Annotated in this window: 23 protein-coding genes; 8 read left to right on the plus strand and 15 right to left on the minus strand. The window is 60.9% G+C overall.

The genetic code is table 11. From position 1 onward, the window contains the following. Window positions 1–240: 240 nt before the first annotated feature. From AC07OO_RS16915 to AC07OO_RS16930, 4 genes are all read left to right on the plus strand, one after another. Entirely contained in the window at window positions 241–3,186 is a 2,946-nt protein-coding gene (locus tag AC07OO_RS16915) for a hypothetical protein (RefSeq protein WP_495083251.1), read from the plus strand. Window positions 3,187–3,249: 63 nt separating this feature from the next. Next, window positions 3,250–4,011 (plus strand): hypothetical protein, encoded by a 762-nt coding sequence (locus AC07OO_RS16920; RefSeq protein WP_495083252.1) that lies wholly within the window; start codon window positions 3,250–3,252, stop codon window positions 4,009–4,011. 124 nt (window positions 4,012–4,135) lie between these two features. Continuing rightward, window positions 4,136–4,876, plus strand: a complete 741-nt coding sequence (locus tag AC07OO_RS16925; protein WP_495083253.1) for a PA3715 family protein — start codon at window positions 4,136–4,138, stop codon at window positions 4,874–4,876. 71 nt (window positions 4,877–4,947) lie between these two features. Next, window positions 4,948–6,960: an ankyrin repeat domain-containing protein gene (locus AC07OO_RS16930; RefSeq protein WP_495083254.1), complete on the plus strand. Its 2,013-nt coding sequence runs from the start codon at window positions 4,948–4,950 to the stop codon at window positions 6,958–6,960. 46 nt (window positions 6,961–7,006) lie between these two features. Here the strand turns inward: AC07OO_RS16930 and msrA are convergent, their stop codons facing one another. Both msrA and AC07OO_RS16940 read right to left on the minus strand, forming a co-directional pair. Further along, the gene (msrA, locus tag AC07OO_RS16935) at window positions 7,007–7,765 is read right to left on the minus strand and encodes a peptide-methionine (S)-S-oxide reductase MsrA (RefSeq protein WP_495083255.1); all 759 of its coding nucleotides are present in this window, start codon (window positions 7,763–7,765) and stop codon (window positions 7,007–7,009) included. Between the two features lie 14 nt (window positions 7,766–7,779). Further along, window positions 7,780–9,846, minus strand: a complete 2,067-nt coding sequence (locus AC07OO_RS16940; RefSeq protein ID WP_495083256.1) for a M13 family metallopeptidase — start codon at window positions 9,844–9,846, stop codon at window positions 7,780–7,782. Between the two features lie 201 nt (window positions 9,847–10,047). On the opposite strand from AC07OO_RS16940, the gene AC07OO_RS16945 reads away from it, so the two are divergent. Together AC07OO_RS16945 and AC07OO_RS16950 are read left to right on the plus strand one after the other, a co-directional pair. Continuing rightward, window positions 10,048–11,040, plus strand: a complete 993-nt coding sequence (locus AC07OO_RS16945; RefSeq protein ID WP_495083257.1) for a GlxA family transcriptional regulator — start codon at window positions 10,048–10,050, stop codon at window positions 11,038–11,040. 430 nt (window positions 11,041–11,470) lie between these two features. Beyond that, complete coding sequence (locus AC07OO_RS16950) at window positions 11,471–12,778, plus strand: hypothetical protein (protein WP_495083258.1); 1,308 nt, start codon at window positions 11,471–11,473, stop codon at window positions 12,776–12,778. A 191-nt stretch (window positions 12,779–12,969) separates the two neighbouring features. Here the strand turns inward: AC07OO_RS16950 and AC07OO_RS16955 are convergent, their stop codons facing one another. The 5 genes from AC07OO_RS16955 to AC07OO_RS16975 form a co-directional block, all read right to left on the minus strand. Then, window positions 12,970–13,383, minus strand: coding sequence for a hypothetical protein (locus AC07OO_RS16955; RefSeq protein WP_495083259.1), 414 nt, complete (start codon window positions 13,381–13,383; stop codon window positions 12,970–12,972). Window positions 13,384–13,409: 26 nt separating this feature from the next. Next, complete coding sequence (locus tag AC07OO_RS16960; RefSeq protein WP_495083260.1) at window positions 13,410–13,724, minus strand: YqjK family protein; 315 nt, start codon at window positions 13,722–13,724, stop codon at window positions 13,410–13,412. After that, the gene (locus tag AC07OO_RS16965; RefSeq protein WP_495083261.1) at window positions 13,705–14,127 is read right to left on the minus strand and encodes a phage holin family protein; all 423 of its coding nucleotides are present in this window, start codon (window positions 14,125–14,127) and stop codon (window positions 13,705–13,707) included. Before AC07OO_RS16965 ends, AC07OO_RS16960 begins: the two co-directional genes overlap by 20 nt. 34 nt (window positions 14,128–14,161) lie before the next feature. After that, window positions 14,162–14,482 (minus strand): ElaB/YgaM/YqjD family protein, encoded by a 321-nt coding sequence (locus tag AC07OO_RS16970; RefSeq protein ID WP_495083262.1) that lies wholly within the window; start codon window positions 14,480–14,482, stop codon window positions 14,162–14,164. Window positions 14,483–14,585: 103 nt separating this feature from the next. Next, window positions 14,586–15,800, minus strand: a complete 1,215-nt coding sequence (locus AC07OO_RS16975) for an ABC transporter substrate-binding protein (protein WP_495083263.1) — start codon at window positions 15,798–15,800, stop codon at window positions 14,586–14,588. Window positions 15,801–16,011: 211 nt separating this feature from the next. Between AC07OO_RS16975 and AC07OO_RS16980 the strand changes: the two genes are divergently transcribed. Continuing rightward, window positions 16,012–17,274 (plus strand): YbfB/YjiJ family MFS transporter, encoded by a 1,263-nt coding sequence (locus tag AC07OO_RS16980; protein WP_495083264.1) that lies wholly within the window; start codon window positions 16,012–16,014, stop codon window positions 17,272–17,274. Between the two features lie 269 nt (window positions 17,275–17,543). Here the strand turns inward: AC07OO_RS16980 and AC07OO_RS16985 are convergent, their stop codons facing one another. The 5 genes from AC07OO_RS16985 to AC07OO_RS17005 form a co-directional block, all read right to left on the minus strand. Then, window positions 17,544–18,104 (minus strand): 3'-5' exonuclease, encoded by a 561-nt coding sequence (locus AC07OO_RS16985; RefSeq protein WP_495083265.1) that lies wholly within the window; start codon window positions 18,102–18,104, stop codon window positions 17,544–17,546. A gap of 197 nt (window positions 18,105–18,301) precedes the next feature. After that, on the minus strand, window positions 18,302–18,964 hold the full coding sequence (locus AC07OO_RS16990) for a hypothetical protein (protein WP_495083266.1): 663 nt from the start codon (window positions 18,962–18,964) through the stop codon (window positions 18,302–18,304). 120 nt (window positions 18,965–19,084) lie between these two features. After that, window positions 19,085–19,465, minus strand: a complete 381-nt coding sequence (locus AC07OO_RS16995) for a hypothetical protein (protein WP_495083267.1) — start codon at window positions 19,463–19,465, stop codon at window positions 19,085–19,087. A 208-nt stretch (window positions 19,466–19,673) separates the two neighbouring features. Further along, window positions 19,674–20,096 (minus strand): hypothetical protein, encoded by a 423-nt coding sequence (locus AC07OO_RS17000; RefSeq protein WP_495083268.1) that lies wholly within the window; start codon window positions 20,094–20,096, stop codon window positions 19,674–19,676. 74 nt (window positions 20,097–20,170) lie between these two features. After that, window positions 20,171–20,605: a hypothetical protein gene (locus AC07OO_RS17005; RefSeq protein ID WP_495083269.1), complete on the minus strand. Its 435-nt coding sequence runs from the start codon at window positions 20,603–20,605 to the stop codon at window positions 20,171–20,173. Window positions 20,606–20,846: 241 nt separating this feature from the next. On the opposite strand from AC07OO_RS17005, the gene AC07OO_RS17010 reads away from it, so the two are divergent. Further along, window positions 20,847–21,467, plus strand: a complete 621-nt coding sequence (locus AC07OO_RS17010) for a hypothetical protein (protein WP_495083270.1) — start codon at window positions 20,847–20,849, stop codon at window positions 21,465–21,467. Between the two features lie 8 nt (window positions 21,468–21,475). On the opposite strand, the gene AC07OO_RS17015 is transcribed toward AC07OO_RS17010, so the two are convergent. The 3 genes from AC07OO_RS17015 to AC07OO_RS17025 form a co-directional block, all read right to left on the minus strand. Next, window positions 21,476–22,225 carry a DUF1223 domain-containing protein gene (locus tag AC07OO_RS17015; RefSeq protein WP_495083271.1) on the minus strand — a complete coding sequence of 250 codons (750 nt, stop codon included), beginning with the start codon at window positions 22,223–22,225 and terminating at the stop codon, window positions 21,476–21,478. 119 nt (window positions 22,226–22,344) lie between these two features. Continuing rightward, window positions 22,345–22,926, minus strand: a complete 582-nt coding sequence (locus AC07OO_RS17020; RefSeq protein WP_495083272.1) for a YceI family protein — start codon at window positions 22,924–22,926, stop codon at window positions 22,345–22,347. Window positions 22,927–22,987: 61 nt separating this feature from the next. Continuing rightward, a complete protein-coding gene (locus AC07OO_RS17025) occupies window positions 22,988–23,575 on the minus strand; it encodes a YceI family protein (RefSeq protein ID WP_495083273.1) in 588 nt (195 codons plus the stop codon). Between the last annotated feature and the right edge of the window lie 36 nt (window positions 23,576–23,611).

A 23,611-nucleotide genomic window follows, 5' to 3' on the forward strand; every position in this document is an offset into this window, starting at 1 on the left:
GGTAAGGGACGGTGAGCAGGAGGGCAGGTTTGTGGTAGCTATCAAATATATAGCTGCATAGGCATATTCGACGAGGGCTAGGGGCTAATTTTACCAATAACTTCCTGCAAAGCATCAAAATATACCTATATTGGGGTTTTTGGAGACCATCTGGCGCCCTGTGGAACCGACGGCCAGAAATCCCAAGACTAAGCTTCACAATACGCCCCACAAACCAATTCAAATCAACCGGGAGTTGCAATGGGTTCGATGCTGGGGCTTGGGGTTGCCTTTTTGGGGTTGATGGTCCTGGGTCAGGTGATCATGCTGATCATCGTGGCCAGCCGTCTGGTGAAGATGCCGCTGTGGGCGCCGCTGCTGGCCCCTGTCCAGCGCGACGCCGTGGAAGACGCCCTGCCCGTGCTCGACACCGCGCGGGCCGAACTCGAACGCCAGGGCTTTCGCTACATGAACACCCGGCGTGTGCGCTCGCTCATTTCCATCGCCGGCATGCCCAACAGCTTTTGCGATGTCTACCACCACGCTGGCGAAGATATCCATGCCGAGGTCTATCTCGCCACGCCGCCCACACCCCACAAGATTTGCGAAGTCTATTTGTGGAATACCTTTGTCGACGACACGGCGCTGCTGACGGTCAACAACATGGTCCACGCGCTGATGCCCTATCCGCGCCATGTCACCATCGCCGATGGCAATGCTGCGGATTTGGTAGGCCATATCGCGGCGCACTTGCAGGCGCGCCAGGCATTCACGGCGGCGCGCATCGATCCGGCCGATGCGCCGGCTGTTGCCCAGAAGATGGCCGAACAGTTGCTGCCGCGCATGGAGCAAGAGAAGATCGTCTACCGGCGCGGCGAGCGCCATGGCCATGTGGTCTATGGCTTTGGCTTCGTGGCGGCGGTGAAGTCTGCATGGCGTATGCGCCAAGCCGCGCTGCAGATGAAAAAGAAGGCGAAGTCAGCAACGGGCGCCGCCGCACCGGCGCCGCTTCCCGACTTTGGCGCGGCCCGCGTCGTGGCCGAACGACTGGGCTTTGTGCGCACGTTGTGCACGCTGCGCGGCTTGCGTGCGCCGCGCTGGTTCAAGCGCGGGGTCTTCGTCTGCTCCGCTGCCGCGTTTCTGGCCGTGGGCTCTTGGTGGTGGGGGCTGGCTGGGGCGCTGGTGGTCGCGGCCGTGATCCTGGTGCATGAGGCCGGGCATTGGATGGCGATGAAGCTGGCCGGTTTTCGCGATGTACAGGTCTTCTTCGTGCCGGGCTTGGGCGGCGCCACCAGCGGCGAAAAGCACGAGGCCCGCCCGATGACGCACCTGGCGGTCTACCTGGCGGGGCCGGTACCGGGTTTGCTGCTGGCGCTGGCCGCGTTCGCCTGGGTGGCCTTGGGCCCCGACCACAGCAGCGCGCCATGGCATCCGCTGCTGATGACCGGGGTGCTTGCCACCTTCTTCATCAATGCGCTCAATATGCTGCCGGTGCTGCCGCTGGATGGCGGGCGCGTGGTGGAGCTGTTGCTGGTCGGGCGTCTGCCCTGGCTGCGCTTCATTTTTGCGGTGGGCAGCGCCGGCCTGCTGCTGGCGGCAGGCCTATCGAGCGGCGACAACGTGCTGGGGGCCATTGGCATCGCCACGCTGTTGGGCGCACCGCAGCACTACCGCGTGGCCAAGGCCTCTGCCCTGCTGCTGCGGACGCCGATGCCGGAGCCTGCAAATGGAGAAGTCTTCTCGGCGGTCGCCAAGCAGTTGTTTGACTTCCTGGCCCAGGCCCCATTCCAAGCTTGGAGCTACGACACCAAGCTGACGGTTGGGCGCTCCCTGCTGCCGCGCTTTGTGGGGCGTGTGCCGAGCTGGAGAGAGGCCGGTGCGGGCATGGCCGTGTACATCGCGTGTGCGCTGGTGCCGGTGGCAGGGCTGCTGGCGCTGACCGTGGTGTCACCCAGGGCGGTTGTAGGGGCGATTGGCCAGGGCCTGGGAGCTGGTGCACACCGCTCGGCGGATTCTTCGCCCAACCCTTCCGCGCAAACCGACCCGGCTTCTCGGCCTGGTGCGGCCGAACTGGCGCAGCAGCAAAAGGCTCTGCGCGCGCAGCGCGAAGCCACACTGGCCGCGGTGCAGGGGCCGGTAGAGCGCCAGGCTGCCTTCAAGACCGCGATTGATGATGCCGACGAAGCTGGTGACCGCGACGACGCGCTGCGGCTGGCCCGGCAGCAATACGCCGAAGCGGGCGTGCTGAAGCCGCAGGACCGCGCACGCGTGGCCGCTGCCATGGCACTGGCCACCAGACTGTCCAGCAGCGAAGACGGAAGTGCGGCTGCAGAAATTGCCGGCTTGCAATCGGAAGCCGAACGCATCTTGCGGCAACGGCTGGCCATGCAGCCCGATGCGGAAGATTGGGTCCTGCTGGCCGAGGTTTTGGAACAGCGCACCCCCACCACCGACCAAGCCGCGATGCTGGCCATGCGCCAGGAGATCGTGGCAGGGTTTGCAGCCAGCCTGGAGCCGACCGATAAACGCCTGGCCTATGCGCGGCGCAACTTGGCCCGCACGCTGGATCGCGTGGGGCAGACGGATGCCGCAGAGCGTACGATGCGTTTGGCTGCAGCCGGCCTGTCCCAGGCGCCCAAGACGCCTATAGACAACCAGGTGATCCAGGAGGAGCTTGCGTGGATGCTGGTTGCGCACCGAAAACTCGATGAGGCCGCGCAAGTAGCCCAAACGCAGATAGCCGCGAACCAGGGTGACAAACACGCGTGGGTGCCAAGTCTGCGCAACGCCCATCTGGTGTTGGCGATGGTGGCCCGGCTCAATGGCGATTGGGAAGGCGCAAGCCGCCAGGCCAGCGCCGTGCGCGATGCCAAGGCGCCGGCCGTCAACCCGACGGGCGGTTGGTTCACAGACTTGTTGTTTGCCAGCATGACGCCGCCCTTTGTGGACCGCCGGGCGACGCTGTTGCTGATCGATGCCGAACGCAAGCTCGGGCACATGGCTAACGCCGACACACTGCTGGCAGACTTGAAGAAGTCTACCGGCGCATTTGACAAGAACACTGCGGCAAAGAACATCTGCCGAATGCACGTCACCGATACACTGTGGCGCCGCGAATTCCAACAAGCCCTGCTGGACATTGAACAGCGCGAACTGCAGTGCGCGCTGGCCAGTGAGGCCGTGGCGAGGGAAGCGCAGTACGACTGAAACAGCGCTTAGCAAATCTTCGATAGAAGTATGTGTCAGGCCTTATGAAGTTTGCCTACTTGCATGCCCGCCAACATTCAACACTACAGTACGGCAATGTCAAAAATCTTCTATGTCCTTGGGTTGATTCTTGCGTCCTCAATGTGCATCGCTGGACAACCGGAGGACTCGGCCATTCGGGAGGCCTTTCCTGGCAGGGTCCTCCAGGAATCTTCGGTTGGAGATATCGATGGTTCAAAGCATTTTTTAGTTTTGCTGTCGGATGAATTCGCCCGAGAAATTGCAATTGCTGTTTTTAGATTGAGTGGTGCGGGACGGTATCAGCTTCAAGCTGCCTCCAAGTGGTGGCCGCGGCACCCCAGGTGGCATGAGACGTCGGTAGATATAAGAAATGGATCCGCGTACTTTTCTCTGAGAGGCAGCGGAGGCTGCTGCTCCGACTACTTCTCGCAATATCAGTTTCGGCCGAAAGGTGGTGTACTGACCCTGGTAGGGGTGGAGAGCCAGGACATCGGTTTCGAACCCAAAAGGGGCAAGGATGGGACTACCGTCACAGAAGAATACGTCTCTTACAAGTACGGGTCCAGCGTCAACTATTTGAGCGGGAAGGTCAAACACTTTCGCGTGCAAGCACCTTCCTCAACTGACCGGTTTAAGGACGACATACTGAGAGTAAAAAGCGGAAAGAAGCGAGTCGAAAGAACTTTCGATTTTGTGCCAGGAAGAGAGGTGCTTCTTTCAGACTTTGACCTGTTCGCCGAACCTGTTGAACAACCCGGGCAATTGCTGGGATATTTTGACCAGAGCTTCAAGTATTCAGAATAGCAGTCCAGTTGCAAATGGTGTCTCTGACCTGTCAAGTTTAAAAAATAATTGAAACCACATGACTTCAATCCGATCGCATTTGCACCAAGACGTACTGGACGTTCAGATCCTCCCTTTTGTATGCATGGTCATATTGACATGTGTCTTTTTCGCATTCCCCGTCTCTGCCAGCGCCGGGAATGAAGACGCGTGCGCGCAAGAAGCGCGAGATATTGTCGGGCGGTTCCTAAAGATTAAGGGGTTTAAGCCTCAAAACGAAGACGGCATGATTGTTTCTGAATCATGCAAATCATGGCCTTACAAGGAAGACAGATCGCTAGCAGCATTTGCTTACGACAAAGGCGTTGAGTACGAAAAATCGCTGGTTGTCGCAATCATCGACGAAAAGACGATGCGCATTCTCGGCAGCTACCAAGGCGTAATCGGTGAAGATGCGGTTACAGCCGTTGGCGTGAGCAGCTTGCACTTTGACACCGCAAGATACCAACTATCCAAGGATGTACGAGCTTTCGGATTGAGATTCCACAATTCTGCAAAGGGACCTAGTTGCGCGGAGGGGGCCTCGTGGGACGAGCTGACGCTGTTTGTTCAAAATGGAAAAAATTTGCATCCAGTCTTCGCGATGAATATGCAATTTCAAAACGCACTTAGCGGGTGTATAGGCAAAGCAACCGGGCATGACGTATGGGAATACGGAAATAGGACTTTATCGATAGCAAATACGAGCAGCCATGGCTTCTCAGATCTGCGCATTGTTGAAACCATCAACGTCGATAGCAATATGGAAAAAGTACCCGACACCATCACTGCCAAGAAGCGGGTGATTAGCCGCGTAGTGAAATTCGACGGCAAAAAATACAAATAGTCCAGATCGCGTCGTTGCACGACGCGCGGGTTCCGCACAAAGCAGTTACCGATGGACTTGCCATCAACACCATGAAAAAATCCGAACGATCACAATCCCGCACCCGCGCCGGGCAAGGCGCTGAGTTTTTGACCCTGTTCTCTATCGTATGGGACGCGGTCGTGCTCAAGCTGATGGTCCCCAACAGCGACATCCCCTTCTGGTTCAAGGCTCTGTTTGCATTGGCCGGTGTGGCGGTGACGTGGGGAGCGGTGTACCTGTGGCGCCAGCGGCTGAAGGGTGGCGGTGCCAGTATGGCCTTGTCGCAAGACCCGGTGCCGCATGGTGTGCCGGTTGTTGCCAAGTTTCAGGTGGACCGGTCCATTGCCGCGGACCCATGGCTGGTCGAAGCCAAAATCGAGTCGTCCGCGCGCAACCAAACCGGGTTTGGCGTGATCTGGAGCCAGGACTATGACGCCACGCGCATAGATGCCCACCGCGTTCAGGCCGAGGTGACACTGCCCAGCGATATGCCGAGCACAGCAGCATCGGACCGCGAAACGACTTACCGCGTGACACTGACGCTGAAAGCCGGTGGGCTGGAGTGGACCTTCGACCTCAAGACACGCAAGGCCCGTGTGGGCGAAGCGCAGTTCGTGGCGCACGATGTGGGCAGCATTGGCAACAAGCAACCCGCGTACACACCCGAGCAAGTGGCCGCCGTTCGCAGGCGGTGGGCCCCATGGGCCTTTGGACTCTTTGCTCTGGCCATTGCTGGGCAACTATCGTTCTTTTTTGATCTGAACCTCTGGACACGTGCCAAGGCCCTGTTCGGTGCCGGTGCCTATTCCACCGCGGTCGACACCGAAGCGTTTGACCTTCGCGTGACCAACTACCTGGTCAACGATTGGGCTTTGCGCGGTCGCTTGGTCGGCAAAGCGCGTGTGGTGAACGGCACGCTCGTCGTGCGGGTCGAGTCGTTGGCCGTTCAGCCCGTGGGGGCTTGCGCGCCAGACAGCCGCGTGTGTGAAGTGGAGTCGGTGAGCCTGCTGCTTTCGCAAGACGGGGACAAGAGCTTTTCTACACTCGCAAACAGCAATCCGATCGCCGTGAACGCCAATCTGCGCGAGGTCACGCGCTGGAGCCTGTCGCAGGAGCAGGTCGGCACGGAGATTCGCATGCCGCTGCCCGCGGCCTTGGAGGTCGATGGTGTCCGCCTCAAGCTGCAGATCCGATCTAAGGGTGGCTCCACGGTCTACCCAGAGCATGGCCCCTACCTCAATCTGCACCGCGCCTTGGCCAAGGCTGGTGCCGCCAGCGATCCGTGTAACGGGCTTGCGAGCCCGCTTGACATGGTGCGCGCAGGGTGTGGCGAACGCCTGCAAAGCGCGCTCAATCAAACGGATGGTCTGCGGGGTCGGCTGAACCGGGTGTGGGCATCGCTGCGCGACCGTGCGCAGGCTATCGCCGCACGCGCGGGCTGGGGTGCGGGCAAGGCGCCTGCATCAGAGGCGCCGGACGACCTGTTGCTGGAAGCGCTCAAGACCGAAAACTTCGACATCGTGCCCCTGCTGCTGGCCGCAGGTGCCAGCCCTGATGCACATAGCCCGGACGATGCGGGCCGCACCGCCCTAGGCTACGCGGCGGCGGCCAACAACGTGGCCATGGTCGAGCGGCTGCTGGCGGCCCACGCCCATGTCAACACCGGCCATACCAACGAGCAGGGGCAAGTCGTGACCGCCCTGACGCAGGCATTGCGTACGGACGCAGCGGCCGCGGTCCAGCGTCTGATTCAGGCCGGCGCGACCACGTCAACCGACGACCCCACCGGCTGGACTCCCATGCACATTGCCGCGTATGAGAGCGCTGCGGGGTCCTTGGATGCCCTCGTCCGCGCAGGGGCCAACATCAATGAGCGCACCCCGGCCTACCGGCAGCAGACAGCCTTGCAAACGGCCGTACAGTTTGGCGATGCGGCCACGGTTCGCACCTTGCTGCGGATTGGTGCGGACCGATCACTCAAAGACAACCAGGACAAGGATGCCTGTGATTGGGCGAAGTTCTTCCAGCGCAGCCAGGAGATTCACACCGCGGTCTGTTTGTAGCAGCCGAGGGTTCCCATACAGGTCCGGCGGGTCTTGGGTCGGGCCTTTATGGAACCAATGCCGGCTGCTCGCGGTACAAGTCCGGCAGCAGGGTCTTCAAATGTCCGATCTTGGGCAGATCAAAGCGGGCGATATACGCCGCGTCGGGATGCAGCGTGGCGTAGTTCTGGTGGTACCGCTCCGCTGGGTAGAAGCCCTGCAGTGGGCTTAGCTGCGTCACGATCTTGGATGCGAACGATTTGCTGGCGTCTAGTTGGGCGATGTAGCGCTCGGCCGCGGCCTTTTGCGCAGCGTCCTGGTAGAAGACTGCCGACCGGTACTGGGTGCCGTTGTCGGGGTACTGGCGGTTCAGCTGCGTGGGGTCGTGGGCGACTGCAAAGTAGATTTGCAGAATCTGCCCGTAGCTGATCTGTTGGGGGTCGAACGTGACCTGCACCGCCTCGGCATGGCCTGTGCCGCCGCCGCTGACCCGCTCGTAGTTGGCGTCACCCGCCTGGCCACCGGTATATCCCGACACGGCATTGCGCACGCCCTTGGTGTGCTGGAAGACCGCCTGTATGCCCCAGAAGCAGCCCCCGGCCAGCACGATGCTCTGGGGTGCAGTTGCGGAAGCTGCTGCTGCCGTGCCCGCCGCCAACACCTCCGCGTTGGGTGGAGGTATTGCGGTGGGGCCTTCTGCGACCGCTGTTCCGGATGCGAAGTAGACCGCTCCCACGACCACGGCGCAAGTCGCCAGCAGCAGAGGCCATTTGCCCACAGCGATCAACGCTTGGGCCGGTGTTTCAGCGCGTGGCGGGCGGTGCATGGCGCCATTGTGACTCACCAGATGCGCAAGCGTGCTTTGGGCTCCAGGTACAGGCGTTGGCCGGGCTGCACGTCAAAGGCTTCGTACCAGGCGTCCAGGTTGCGCACGGTGGCAATGCGCAGCCCATCGGGGGCGTGGTTGTCGGTGGCAATAAGCTTGCGCAAGGCCGTGTCGTTGAGCTTGCTGCGCCAGCTGCGCGCAAAGCCGATGAAGAATTGCCGGTCTTGTTGCCGCAGGGCTTCCTGGTTGAGGCCCTTGCTGGCCAGAGCCGCGCGGTGGGCGTCGAAGGCTGCGGCCAAGCCGCCCAGGTCGGCCAGGTTTTCCACCAGCGTCGTCTGGCCGTTCACGGCCATATCCGGCAGGGGCTGGTAGCCGGCATATTGCGCCACCAGGGCCTGGGTGGCCGCTTGGTAGCCGGCGGTGTCTGCGGGCGTCCACCACTTGTTGAGCGCGCCCGCTGCGTCGTATTCCATGCCCAGTGTGTCGATGAAGTGGCTGACCTCGTGGCCGATGATGGCGCCAATCGCGCCGTAGTTGGCGGCGTCGGATGCCGTGGCATCGAACTTGGGCGCTTGCAGCAGCGCAGCCGGAAAGTTGTAGGCGTTTTGCTGGAACAGCAGAACGGCCCCCACCGTGTGTGCGCCCATGGCCCAGGCGCGCTTGTCAGCGGGCTGGCCCAGGCGGCCCAGTGCCTGCCGGTAGTCCCACAGTGCCAGGCGTTGCAGGTTGCCCACCGGGTCTTGCGCGCTGATCCGCAGACCGGCGTAATTCGTCCACCGCTCGGGGTAGCCCAGGCCAAAGTACACCGTCTGCAACTTGGCGCGGGCAATGGTCTTGGCGGCGGGCGACATCCAGTTCACATCCGCCAGACGGCGCTCAAACGCGGTAATGACGTTGGCGGCAATGGCTTGCAGGCGCGCCTTGTACGCCGCGGGGAAGTAACGCTCCACATACAGGCGCCCCAGTGCCTCGTTTAAGGCCTTTTGCGTGGCCGCCAAGGCCCGTTGTTCGCGTGGCTGTGGGGTCGCTCCCGGGGCACTGCGCAAGGCCAGGGCCGCATGGGCAATGGCGGGCGGCAGCACATCGGCATAGCGGTCCACGGCGTGCACGCGCAGATAGTCGGTCCAGGCTTGCAAAGGCTGGGACGCAACCAGCGCCGCCAGGCCCTGCAAGGCACTGGGTTGCCAGGCTACAAAGTCCTGCTGCTGGGCCAGGCCGGCGGCTGCGAAGAATGCGGTCCAGTCCATGCCCGGTGCCTTGTGCGCAAAGTCTGCACGGGTCCACAGGTTGTCGGCATTGCGGTCTTCGGCAGAGTCTTGCGGTGTAGCGTGGCTTTGGGCCAAGGCTGTTTCCAGTGCCAGCACGGCGTTCGCCCGCGCCGACAGTGTCGTGTCCGCGGGTTTGGCTCCTGCTGCAATCAGTGCCTTGGCGATATAGGCCAGGTAGGCGGTGCGCAGGGCCTGCTTGTCGGGCGATGGGTTCAGGTAGTCGTCGCGATTGGGCAGGCCCAGGCCACCTTGCAGCAGGAAGGCCACGTTGTTCTTCTCTCCATGCAAACCGGCCTCCACCGACAGGCCCAGCACATGCGCGGAGGTATAGACACCCAGGTTCAGCGGGTCGACATCGGCGCGTAATTCACTGCCCAAGAGGCGGGTCAGCCCCGCCTTGTCGCGCACCTGGTTTATGCGCAGCAGCAGCGGCTGGATAGGCTGGAGGCCCGCCGCACCAATGGCGGCCTGGTTCAGGTAGGCGGCATGGAAGTCGGCCACTTTGCGGCCCAGCGAACCCGCAGGCTGCTTGCGCGCTGCCTCCATCACCTCGGCGATGCGGCGCTGGCCCAGTTCGTTGAGTTCGCTGCGCGCCGTCACGCGGTCCTTGCCGGCGGGGATGGCGGTGTCGCGCAGCCAGGCGCCGTTGGCATAGGCGAAGAAGTCGTCACCGGGCAGGATGCGGGTGTCCACGCCTTCATCGGCACTGGGCTGCGCGTGCACAGAGCCAGCACAGGCACCGAGCATGACGACCCATAGCAGCATGCGACCCATGTGGCGGACGATGGGGGCTTGGACGTGGGGTGTGGCCATGCTGGCTCGCTTTCGGTGGATGGAGGGGCTGGAAGATCAGTGGCGATGCTATGCGTGCCGCGGCGGCCTGTCGCGCGGTCGCCGGACAAATTTGGATCAAATTCAGACACTGCGAAACAGTTGCCAATTCGCTTTTATTCGACGAAGATGGGCCAGTCCGGCGGCGCAGCGCCATGTCCAAAAACGATCCCATCGCAAACCATGATTGACCTGCTGTTTGTCATCAGCCCCCATTCCCTGTTGCTGGACATCGCAGGCCCGGCGGAGGCGTTTCGGCTGGCCAATCTGCACCGGTCGCTGCAAGGCCTGGCGCCGCAGTTCCGGTTGCGATTTGCTGGGGCCGAGCCCGAGGCCTGCAGCTCGGTGGGTTTGGCGCTGGCCGGGCTGGAGGCCCTGCCGGAGCAGCTTGCCACGCCCACCTGGATCGTGCTGGTGGGCCAGCCCTCGGTTCACGCCCGAAAGGCCAGCCCGGCGACCACGGTCACGGCCAACTGGCTCAACCGCGTGCTGCATGGCCACTTGGGTGCGCAGGGCTGCCCGCACCGCCTGGTGACGATCTGCTCGGGCACGTTGCTGGCCGCACGTGCTGGTCTGTTGAACAACCGCCGCTGCACCACGCACCATGAGCTGCTGCCCACACTGCGCGTGCTGGCGCCACAGGCCCAGGTGGTGGCCAACCGGGTGTACCTGATCGATGGTCCGCTGGCCTCCAGTGCCGGCATTACCGCCGGCATCGACCTGGCGTTGCAACTGATTGCCAACGAATGCGGCGAGGCCCTGGCGGCCAGTGTGGCGCAAGACATGGTGGTCTATCTGCGCCGTTCCAGCGAAGACCCCGAGCTGTCGCCGTTCTTGTCGCACCGCGGCCATGTGCACATGGCCGTGCACCGCGTGCAAGACGCCATCAACGCCGAGCCGCAGCGCGACTGGAACATGAACACACTGGCCGCCGTGGGCAGTGTCACGCCGCGGCATCTGCTGCGGCTGTTTGTGGAGCAGGCAGGTGTCTCGCCACTGCTTTTCTTGCAGACCATCCGGCTGGAGCGCGCACGCCAGTCGCTGGAGCATGGCGCCAATGTGACGCTGGCCGCAGAGTCAGCCGGCTTTAGCTCCGGCTTGCATTTGCGCCGTGCCTGGAAGCGGCGTTGGGGCGGTTCGCCGCGGGACATCAAGCTGCGAGGTGTGGTGGCCTAGTGGGCCGGGCTAGGATTTCCGCACCATATGGTGTGTGATACTGCCTTGTATCCACCTCTTCAGCGGCGTTCTACGTGATCTCCATCAAGAACCAAGTCACGGTGGCCGCGGTTGCGGTTCTTTGCCTTGCCAAGTTCTCTGCGGCGACACTTGCAATGAGCCGAAAACACACTGCGGTTTGGGGGTACCCATTTCCCAGTAGTTCCGCACACCCGGCATACATCCTGGTAGACCGAGCCTGCCCGATAGCAGCAAAGCGTCCGGGTCAACCGCTTCAATGTCGTCCAAGCGCGAATTTCCCATACGCTGGGACGAATTTGTCAGCTAGTTGTGTGTTGTCATGCGGTAACTGAAGCACCTGCAGTGCGAGTGGTTTCATTCCGCTTTGCTATATTGCACGCTCCAAATAACTTTAAAAAAGGGAGTTTCCATGCCACGCATGAAGCGTCATTTCTTGGCCATTGCATTTGCTGGCCTTTCCACATTTTCTTCATTGGCTCTCGCATCAAGCAGTTGCGGCAATACAAATTACGGGCTGATTGATCCACGCTCTTCCGTCGGGCAGCTTTCTGGCCCCGATGCAATGGTTGGCGACACGCCAGAGGTCATCGTGGCTACAACGACAGTGTCTGTTTGTGAGACCCATCCCGCTTTGCTTCACGCAACCGGTAGTTGGTATTCTGTGAATGGGTACCCGGTGGGGGAACTGCGCATTCGAGTCGATGGGGTGGAGTTGCCGAATCTTACGGCTATGTACTTTGGGAGACCCAATGCACACCATTCATTTGCATTAACCGCAGCCAAAGACCTCATTGCAGGGAGCCATACCGTTCAACTGGTTGCGAAGCGCACCTTGGGTAGCGGAAACTTCAAAATCGCCGCCACAGCGCAAATTGCCGCGCTGGTAGGCTTTACTCAGGTGGTCCAGAGTGTGTTGGACGCACCCGTCAACCATATCAACCAGGAAACCCCGTACCCAGTGCTACCTCTCAGTGTGGATATTGGAGGCCAGGGCGTCATCCTCTACCAAACCGGCACCGTGCAACGGGTGGACCAAGGAAATACGAGTGCCGAACAAAGTGGGGATGTGCAAACGCAAATTTTCCGCGATGGCTATAGCCTAGTGACCATACCCGAAGCAGCAGGCATCAACGATCTAGTCAAAGATTTCGAAGATATTGCACCCATCAGTTCCATGGCAGTGGACGGCCCGCCTGCGGCATATGGTCAGCACGGTTGGAACGTAGGGGCCAACCGATTTGTCAGCAGAGACCCGTTGCACTGGTACGTCACAGATGTCCAATTCAACTTATTGCAAGGCAGTTCATTGGTCGCCGCAGCCGGTGGTAATACTGGTTTCGCCAGTGGTAACAAATACGGTGAATTGGTAAACCCCAACTCGAACCCAATAATCCCCCAAATCGCTGAGTTCAATGTTATTCCTGGACACAATGGCAATGTGTGGATCTCCACGCAAGGTCGTTGGTATGACGAGTTGGGTGGAGAGAACGGAGGCTTGGTTTCCGTCCGGCTTGTGTTGGACGACAAGTATGAAGTTGGACCGTGGGTTAGTCAATATTTTGAAGCAGGAAAAACCATGTCGCAAAGGAATTTCACGCTGGGCCATCTTATAACTCAAATACCTGCTGGCAAGCATTCCATTGGACTTCTGGTTAAGGGGGCTGGGGTTGCTATGACCCAGTTCAAGGTATCAGCCCAAACCGTCGCAGTTTGGTGAAGACACTCTGCCACCCTGCTCCGCCGCTTGGTAAACAGGCACCCAATAGCTTGGGCAGGGTGCGCATCAGGCTGGCGTAGAGCTTGGTGGCCACAGCGGTCCTTCTGCTGGAAGACAACCCGGCCTAGCCCGCATACCTGATCATCGAAACAGCTGCAGGCTACTGCTTGCTGTTGCCGCTTTAGGATTTTTCAGGTCCTATGGTCGGCCGCCGCCTTGCGCTCACGGCTCTTGCGCCGGGCGTCCAGGTGCCAGGCCAGGAACGGCAGCAGCAGGATGGAACCGGGCAGCGCCCAGATGATCAGGTAGGGGTAGACGGCCGATGCCGCGCGCAGCATGATTTTGAGTTCCTGGCGCTCTTGCGGCGTCCACTTGCTGCCGTTGCGCGGCTTCATCAAGAGCGGGATGGCGCCTTTGATCTTGCTCAGCTCCTCGCGCATGCGGTTTTTTTCGCGGCTGTTGCTGGCCAAAAAGGAGCCAAACCAGCGGGGCGCGCGTGTCATGCGCGACTGGTAGGAGATCGTCTGGTTGGGGTCAAACGGAGGCAGCGGATCAGCCGGCTTGGTGGCGTCCGTTGGCGGTTTTGACAATTCAGAGGATCCCATGGTGGGGAATTATCCGACAAGCGCCCTCACAGGGCGCGCAGGCCCGCGCGCACCCAGTCGCGCCAGCGACCCCAATGGCGCCAGGTCGAGAAACCCCAGCGCGCCACGCGCAGCACGGCACGCGGCCGCCACACGACGAGGGTCACTGCGGCTGCGGCCACTACGCCCGGGTTGGCCTGCATCCACAGCTTGGCCCGGAGCAGCATCGCGCGGGCGCGGTCCACGGTGTGCAAGGCCTCGACCAGCGGTGCCAGTTCGTGCACCAATTGCCCGCGCTGCATGGCGATGCGCTCGCGCAGGCGCCCGCGCTCCACATACAGCTCAACCAGGCGTGCGTCCATGGCCGGTGGCCTCTTTCAACAAGCGCAGGTCTTCCTGCAGTTCGGCCAGGCTGGCGTTGAACAGCGGTGCCGAGCGGCGGGCCGTGCGCTTCAACGCAAAGTACACATACAGCGCCAAGCCCCACACCAGTGCGGCAGCCAGTGCAACGACGACCAGGCGCTGCTCCCAGAACAGGATGACCAGGCCCATGACAGTCAGCACCGCGCCCAGTGCCACGCAGAACAGCAAAGCCTGGGCCAGCACCAACTGGCGGGTGATGGTGATGCGCCCGACCTCCAGCTCGTTGCCCAGCAGCTGCAGCCGCGTCTGTGCAATGCCCAGCAGCGTGGCGGCCTTGCCCTGGGCCGCGCCCCAGGCACCGCCGCCACTGCTACCACGTGCCTTGCCGTGTGCCGAGTCCATGCTGTGTGATGGGAATCAGTTGGGGGATCAGGGATCAGCGGCGGCCGATCAGCAGGCCCAGCAAGAAGCCCACGCCTACGCCTATGCCCACGGCCTGCCAGGGCGAGTCGTGCACATAGTCATCGGCGGCACGGGCCGCGGCACGGGTCTTGTCCACGATGGCGGCCTCGGCCGCGTCGAGGCGGATGCGCGCGCCCAGCAGGCGGTCTTGCACGCGTGCGCGCAGGTTGGCAATTTTTTCGCCGGTCTGGTCGGCGGTGGCTTTCAGGATGTCTTCCGCGTCGGCAATCACGGCCCGGATATCCATCACGAGTTTTTCTTGTGAAGTGAGGGGAGAAGTTGGGGATTCAGACATGGCGCCTCTTTCTCAAAAGTTTCGGAAAACACGAGGCCACAGCGTAGCAGATTCACGCCCGCTGTTGGGGCGCTGGGGCACCGACACCCGGCGGATTTGTTACCTACTGTTTGCGTTTGACGATGGCGTTGTGCTTGGCGTCTTCGCTGCGCGCAAAAGTCACCACGCCGTTGCTGACCTTGCCCATGACCAGCATGTTGCGGGTAATGGCGTCCTTGTCGTTCAGGCTGAAGGGCCGCTCGTAGGTGGCCACCACGCCGTAGTACACGCGCGAGATGTTCTCCAGCGCGGCCTTGACCACCGGGCCGGTTGGGTTGCCCTCGCGCACACCAAACAGCGCAAATGCCAGCAGGTAGGCGCTGTCATAGCCCTGGGCAGCGGCCATGGGCACGGCCATGGCCTGCTTGAACTTGCGCTTGTAGGCGCTCAGGAAGGCGGCGCGGCGCTCGTTGCTGGGCTCGGCAATGAAGGTCTGCGCCATCATCGCGCCTTCGGCCGCGTCCTTGGCGCCGTTGATGAAGAACGGGAACGACAGCGGCCAGGCCCCCACCTGGGGCACCTTCCACTTCAGCTCCTTGCGGCCGTTGGCGATGACGGCGTTCTCCACCCCCACCGTGTAGCTGAAGACCACGTCGGCACCGGCGTCCCGCGCGGCCTTCAATTCTTCGCGCAGGTCCTTGACGCCCAGTGCAAAGCGGGCCACGTAGACGGCCTTCAGGTCCTTGGCGGCCAAGGCGGCTTCCACATCCTTCAGGCCGGCGTCGCCATAGCCCGTGGTGTCGGCAAAGATGGCAACGCGGGTCCAGCCGCGGCGCACGATGTCCTCCACCACGTAGGGCGCCTGGATGGCGTCGCGCGGCGAGGTGCGGAAGATGTAGCTGTCGGGTGCCGGGTATTTGGCCGTGAGCGGCGAGCCGGTGGCGCAGGGGATGATCAGCGGCAGCTTGGCGTTCTGGAATATTTCCAGCGACTTCTGCGCCACGCCCGTGTTGCAAAAGCCCAGCGTGGCCACGACACCGGCGGCCGCCAGCTCTTGCGAGCCTTTCAGGCCCGCATCCGGGTTGCCCTGGTCGTCCTTGACCACCAGCTCCAGTGGCCGGCCCATATAGCCGCCTACGGCATTGATCTCTTCGGTGGCCAGTTGTATGCCTTGCAGCATCTGCACCCCGAAGTCGGACGAGGGGCCGGTGAACGGGCCTATCACGCCCACCTTCAGCGGGGTCGCGTTGGTTTGCGCCTGGGCGGCCAGCGCCAGGCACAGGCAGCCACCGGCGGCGGCTGCGATCCGGCGGGCGGTTTGCAAAAGTGCGGTACGCATATGAAGGCTCTCCAAAGGTTCAGGGGGGTGTAGGGCCAGTCTAAGAAGAGCATCGCTTGGCAGTGCCTCAGGAATACCCTCAATCGGGGCGCGGCGTCAGGCAGGCGTCAGCCGGGAGTGCCGCAAGGCAAATGACCCGCTAGCCCTCGTCATATATGGGATACTTGCTACCAATTTGATAGTAAACAGAGTGAGTGGCCCATGCCGCACAATGCAGCTTCGCCGTTCTCTTCAGTGTTCCGATGGGGCGCCTGCTTTGACATCACCACCTCTGCCATCCTCCCTGCCGACCCGTTCTGTGTGGGTGCTGGCCCTCACGCTGTCTTTGGGGGCTGCTGTGTCCCTGGGCATCACCCGCTTCGCCTATGGCCTACTGTTGCCAGCCATGCGGGTAGACCTGGGCTGGAGCTACACGCTGGCTGGCGCCATGAACACCGCCAACGCCCTCGGCTACTTTGTGGGCGCCCTGTCCACACCCGCCTTGCTGCGGCGTGTGGGCGCCAGCACCCTGCTGTGGGCCGGTGCCTTTGCTGCCAGCCTGTTCATGGCCTTGAGCGGCTTCTTCACCGCCACCGAGCCGCTGCTGGTGCAGCGCCTGTTGGCCGGCGTGGCCAGTGCCTGGGTCTTCATCGCCGGGGGCCTGTTGGCCGCCCGCCTGGGCGCGCAGCAGCCCCAGCGCAGCGGCCTGCTGCTGGGGCTGTACTACGGTGGCACGGGGATTGGCATTGCGCTGTCGGCCCTGCTGGTGCCCTGGGCGCTGGAGCAGGTGGGCTTGCAATTGCATGCCTGGCGCTGGGCCTGGTGGCTGCTGGCCTTGGTCTGTGTGTTGGCCAGTACCGCGCTACTGTGGCCGGCGCGCGCCATGACGGAGCAGGCCCAGGCACCAGTAGCGGGGGCGCCGGTGGGCGAGGTTGCGGTGGCGCACTTCCGTTGGCGCCAATTTGGCTTTGCACTGGCGGGCTACACGCTGTTTGGTATGGGCTACATCGGCTACATGACCTTTGTCGTGGCCCTACTGCGCGAACAAGGCAGCAGCCCGCAGGCCGTGACGCTGTTCTACGCTCTGCTGGGCCTGGCCGTGGTGGCCTCGTCACGCATCTGGGCCGGTTTGCTGGACCGGCACAAGAGCGGCCGGGCCCTGGCGATTCTGAACGCCCTGCTGGGTGTGGCCACCATCCTGCCTGCGCTGACCCAGTACTGGCCGGCGGTGCTGGCCTCGGGCCTGCTGTTTGGCGGGGTGTTCCTATCGGTAGTGGCCTCCACCACCGCCCTGGTGCGCCACAACCTGCCCCCCAGCGCCTGGGCGGCCGGCATCAGCGCCTTCACCACGGTGTTTGCCGCGGGGCAGATCGTGGGGCCCACGATTGTGGGTTGGATTGCGGATGGCTCTGGAGGGCTCGCGCGGGGCTTGGTGGTTTCCGCTTTGGCGCTGTGGCTGGGGGCGGGGATGGCTTGGAAGCAGAGGGCGTTGTAGGGGCTGCGCTCTGCATCGTGCGGGATTTGCCAATGCCGAAGGCTTGCGCGTACTTCAATGTATTGGCGTTTGGGGTGGCGGGTGTCGACGCAAAGCGGTCTTCCTTGACTCAAGACTCGCTGTCATAAAGCAGACATCGACGACTGTTGTATCAAGCTGGCACGGCGTGCAGCAGAAATGCGGCGAGTGCGGTCCCCGGTTTGTACACATCCAAATTTTCGCGTAGAAACTGTCACGCAAGTCCAGACGAGCGCCCCCCCCAGAAGCAGTTAAACACCCAGGGTGGAATCACCGAACACATAAGGAAGTAGTCTTGCAATATTGCGAGCATCGTCGATTCCACGATGATGAGTGCCAGAGAACGCGAGGCCTGCGAGCTGGATGGCTTCGCCGAGTCCTGGCTTCTTAGCAAGGCGTTGCTGCTCGGTCATGAGGCGCTTCACGTTTATGTGGGCACCGCTGATTGGATAGGGAACTTTGTGAAAGTCGCAGTCTTGCCGAAGCTGCTTTAGATCGTAGTCGCCCCACGAGCAGAACACAAAACCGTTGTACTGGTAGAGCCAAGTTTTGAATGATCCGATGACTTCTTTGAAAGACGGCGCCGACTTCACGTCTTGCTGTCGTATCGACGTGAGTTGGGTACAAAAGGTAGTCAGCTCGGGATGTCGAATCGGTCGAACAAAGCTTTGAAACTCGTCTACCACTTGCAGGCTTGAGGCTTCGACCATGACGACCCCAAACTCTATGATCTCCATATGCTCACGCGGAACTGTTCCTTTGTCACAGCACGTGGCTTCAAAGTCGATAACAAGATAGAAATTTGGTTGCATTGGAAGTAGTATCAGATCTGCTTTGTGGTGATGTGTATGCGGTGACGCCGAAACCCAGCATTGAATGCGGGCCGAGTATTGGGCTATCCGCATAAGCATCCGTACCGAAGCAAATTGTGGTTGGGGAACCAGCTTTCTTCTAAGCGAGATACGGCATCCAGCCACGAGGGTGACGCTGCTTCGACCGATTGGACGGATCAGCTGATGCGCCCATTCGGCAAAATCTTGAAGCGCTCCCAAGGAAAGTCTCGAACGTGCAGCACACAGTATGGTGAGTGAATGGGTGCACCAAGGTAGGCAAGAACCTCTGAAAGCAGATCTACCTCGACAATTTCGAGTTCACTTGCGGCGCGAACTCTTGCCACCGTTGACTCGACGCCGGGCTTCAGAACAAATGTGGCCTCTTCACGCCTGCCGAATAGCCATGCGTACTCAAGCTCTGTGTCTCCGCCCCACATAAAGCAATGGAAGAATGCTAAATCTGCCTTGGTCTCCTTGCTCAGCTTCTTTAGATATCTGAAGAATGATGCAGGTGGAAGGTCCTCAGATATCTCCTGATCAATGTGCTCGCCAAACGATTCGAGCGAAAGTGCTCTGATGTCTTGCGAAGCAGACAAATCGTGCCAGGAGAGCACATCATCTTCATGCCAACTTGCACAGTGTGAGTCCGGGTCGCAGATCGGGCGCAAGACCAAAAGCCCGGCTGGAGGGGGACGGAATACGTACTCTATTTCGTTGAGTCTGTATCCGATCGGCTCACTGATCAAATGAGCGCGTGCTGCTAGCTTTGGCTCCTTTATCACCGCCGAGAGCAGCGCTTCGTTGCATTGCGCTAGAACTTCCGTTGCGTACCAGGTCATATGTGTCGTTTAGCAATTGGGCATCCTCGAGGAGGCTTAACGGGAAAGATTGTCTTCTAGAAAGCGGCCATTGACCAATGACTGCAACTGGCCGCCAAAGCGAGCTCTGCGGTCGAAGACTTAGATGTCAATGCGGTCGACCTCGAACTCAACTGCACCTTCGCACGGGACGGTACCGAAATCGATAATGAATCCGAGAACGTCCACAAGTCCATCTGCTTCATTGACCACCTCGCCTACACCACGATAGGCGTAGTTACCAACCCGCTCAAGCTTGTGATGGGAACGTAAATCTTTGGTCTCATCCGGCGAATCAGAGAGGTATGCGGCACGAACATCTCCGTCCAGAATAGACAGCCGATTTTCAACAGTTTCGCCGGCAACTAACCTGCACGGATGGCAGAAGACAACAATCTCGGCTTGGTCGCTTCGCAGAGTAACCGCTGCGCATTCATCTCCAGGACTGTATGGCTCAACTGCAGAAACAAGTAGACTTTTCATTTGATCCAGGCTAGCGGTTGACTTCAGGCTGCATGTGTACCGGCTGAAAAGAGCCCCTGGTTTGGAGTCTAGTTGCGAACATCCCTACCGCGCCCCATTGGAGTCTATCCAATTCGCTTAATAGCGGTCGTTAGCCAACGTCCGTAACTGGCCGCGAAGCGGACAGCGGCTTCTTGCGCAGGTCCGCTTGAGTGCAGCGTTGGCGGCACTATCCATTGACTGCGCAGCAAATAGGCTCACCATTTTCAAACTCCACGTCGTAGCTGTGATACCCGTCCCAAGGCAATTCAAAAGACAACTCAAATTCATCACATTGTTGTGACATGAACCACACAGAGCGCAGCACAGCCCTTCTGCCGATTGCTTCGGGCGTCTCTTCCCGTTCAAGCCTGTCTTCTGACACACCAAGCCCCTTGTAGTGCTCGTATGAGTAATTGTCCAGAATCAGTTCAGATGCTGATTTGACTAGTCCGTCGAGATGTCCAAGCTTTTCAAGGACTGCGGCGATGTAACTGCTACTCGGCTCGGTATCGGAAGTAAGTGTCAATCGAATAGCGGGACGTCCCTGGGCTACCTCAAGCGAGGTGCAGGTCCACCAGTCATCTTCTCGCTCATCAAAAGTAATGGTCACGGAACTTCTCTATGGTTGCTAGCAAATCATGCGAGGAACACCATTTGCGTTTCAACGATTACTCGGATTCTGAGTCATGGCAGGGTGCCCGCCTTGACTCTCTGGTACAGAATTTCACCACCGTCGACATGGTCGATTCCAGCGAAATCGGTATCCGTGATCGATTTCAGTTCGTATGTCGCGTAGTGCATGCGGCCACCCCCTAATTGTTTTCCGTTGGTCTGGGTGTACTTGCGTTTGAAATTTGTTCCATCGAACCACCACTCACCGGTTGCATCCTCGCGGCTGGTGTCTCCTCCCTGTTGTGCAACCAATAGGGTGTGCTCGGTGAATTTTCCGCCCGGCTCAAGTGCCAGAACTCTGCGGGCCTTCAATTCTGGTGTCTGAATTTCGCGCAGCCAAGTGCCCACGAGTTTGGCGCGGGTTTCTTCAACGCGTGCCGACTGTGAGGAATCGCAGGCTTCCAGCAGTAGACCGGCAAGGAGGATTGCAGTGAGCAGCAGTCTCATTCGTGTGTTGTATCAAGTGCTTGGGCGCATTCGGCGCACGCACTATAGCGTGAGGACCTGTACTGACTGGCCCTGCTGAAGCCGAGAATGCAGCCGTTTTGCGTCGCGTCCACGGCGTAAAAGCGCGTTCAGCAACCTGTGTATGCCCCGGAAATACCCGGTTTATCCGCCTTTATTTCCGGCTTGATCTGTCGTGCGGATCCCGATACTTGGAGCATCCACCCATGCTAGGGGATGTGCCATGCAAGTCGACCGCTATAACCACCTACTGTTCCCACGCGATGCCAATGCCGGCGGCGTCAGCAATGCTGCGGCCGGTGACAAAGATGCATCGTCGTCTTCCTCTGCAGGTGGCGTTGCCGGGGCTGGCTCGCGGGCCAGGGCACAGCCGGCTGGCTGGGGGCTGCAGGCGGATACGCGGCCAGCCAGCCGAACCGAGAGTGTGGTGCTCAAGATCCAGTGGCCGGATGGCACGGGTGCCAAGCCGGTGGACATTCCGCTCTACACCCCGGGCCGCAGGATGCCGCCTGCCGGTGATGCCGCCAGCAATAGCACGGACGCCATGGCGCGCGAGCACCAGTTGGCCGTGGACCGCCAAGCTGCCATCGGTGGCAGCAATGTCGCTGTCGACAAGGATGGCGTGTTGGTTGCGAATGCCAAGCCGCAACAACAGCAACAACCGGCTGCAGAACCCGACTTCGTGGCCCTGGCTGTATCGGCCCTGCGCGAATACCGTGATGACCGTGAGCGCCAACAAGTGGGTGCAACGCCATCACCCCAGGCCCCCGCGCCCGCCGAGGCACATTGGAGCGCGCTAAAAGGTCTGCAGCAATTTGCTGCCAAGCTCAACGTGTTTGCCTAAAAGGCCAATCAGGAATTGCTGCTACCGCATTGCAGGCTGACGGCCTGCAGGGTTTCACCCGTCTTGGGGTCTTGCACCACCAAGTTGATCTGCCGCGGGTGGGCCGGTGTGGCCGCCAGGGCCACAAAGCCCAGCGTTTGCGCGCCTTGGTAGCGCCCCACGGGTGTGTACTGGCGCACCACAAAGTCGTGTTGCAAAAATTCACCGCGGTTTTCACCGGCCTTGACGCGAGAGTTGTGGTCGTGTTCGGTCACGGTCCAATAGGCGCTCCAGGTGCTTACGCCTTCGGCAGGCGTCACGCGGGCCGAGAATTGGTCCACGCCCTGATCGCCCTGCTGCAAGGCGATGGACGCGCGGGCCGGTGGCTGGTTGGGTGCCGTTAGAGTTTCTTTGTTGAACAGTTGCTGCGCCCGTGTGCCGCGCCATGCAGGCCAGTCGCGGCCGTCGCGCACCAGTTGGGGCGTGTAGATGCTGCTCAGGAGGTTGGTGGCGGCTAGCGCGCGCTGGCGCTCGGTGTTGGCGGGTGTCGCAAAGCGGTCCACCCAGCCGATGTAATCCCAGTAGCCGACATGGAAGGCCTGGGCCACAACCGGTGCGCCCTTCAGTGCCGACAACCATTGGTCGGCGGGCGGGCACGAGCTGCAGCCTTCGGACGTATAGAGCTCAATAACCGGGGTGCGTTGCGGGCCGGACTGCACCGCGCAGCGCGATGGTGGTGGTATTGCGGCCTCGCCGGGCAATGCGGTGACCACCAGCATTGCGGCGAGGCACAGATAAGCGAGATGACGGACTGAGGCAGGGATCATAGGGTGTTGCATACCCCATTGGTCGCCCCACACCGGCCGTTCTTACAAACAGACGGGCGACAGGCGCTTGCTTACTGCTTGACGCCTTCGGCCTGGATGATCAGGCGCACGTTCTTGGGGAAGCCCCAGTCCACACCGTAGTTCATGCCAAAGGCGGTGCGGTCGATCGTGGTTTCAAAGTCGCCGCCGCAGACTTCGCGCTTGAGCATGGGGCTTTGGTAGCAGTTGAATTGGTTGGCCTTCAGTGTCACGGGTTGGGTCTTGCCCAGCAGCGTCAGCGTGCCGGCGATTTCGGCAACCTTGTCGCCGTTGAAGGTGAACTTGTCGCCAACAAACTTGATGGTGGGGTGTTTGGCGGTGTCAAACAGGTCGGCGCTTTGCAGGTGTTTGTCAAAGGCGGCGGTACCGGTGTTGATGGAGGTGGTGTCGATGGTCACTTCGACCTTGCCGGTCTTGCCTGCACGGTCCAACTGCACCGAACCTTCTTTCTTGTCGAAACGGCCCTTGTTGGTGGAGGTGCCGAAGTGGCCGATCTCGAAGGATGCAAAGGTGTGGCTGGGGTCCAGGTTGTAGGTGGTCGATTCGGCGTGGGCCGCGACAGCAGACAACAGGGTGGTGGTGGCGATAGCCAGGCCAAGCAGGGATTTACGCATGGGAAAGTGCTCCGTTGAAAAACAGGGTTGAGGGGAAAAAGGAAACAAGAAAAACCAAAAATCAGAATTTGCCTACGCCGGTCAGCGCCAGCTTGAACTTGATCTGCACGTCGTCGGCCACCATGGAGGTATCGGCCCATTCGTTCTCGCCGATCTTGAAGGCCAGGCGCTTGATGCTTAAAGCGCCGGTGGCGGTCGTGGTGGCGCCGTTTTGCACCAGCGTGACCGGTACCACGGCATCGCGGGTGTTGCCCTTGATGGCCAGCTTGCCGGCGATCTCGAACTTGCCGCCGCCCAGGCCTTTGATGCTGGTGGACTGGAACGTAGCTTGCGGGAACTTGGCGGTGTTGAACCAGGTGGCCTTGGGCAGTTCGGCATCGGGTTCGGGCGAGCCCATCGTGGCGCTGGCAATATCGATCGTGAAGGCGATCTTGCCGGCCTCGGGCTTGGCGGGGTCCAGCGCGATCTGGGCATCAAACTTCTTGAAGTGGCCGTCCACCGGCACGCCCATTTGTTTGATCGTGAAAGCCACCTCGCTCTGCGCCGGCACCAGCTTTTGCTGGGCCTGTGCGGCCAGGCTCGTCAGCGTCGCCAGTACCACCAGGCTGCTGGTGCGGGCGATGCGGGAGAAAGAAGTTGTCGTTGTCATGAATGCAGTACTCCGTCGTGGTGTTGGGGATGGAAG

This window comes from Rhodoferax sp. GW821-FHT07G04, from assembly GCF_059418585.1.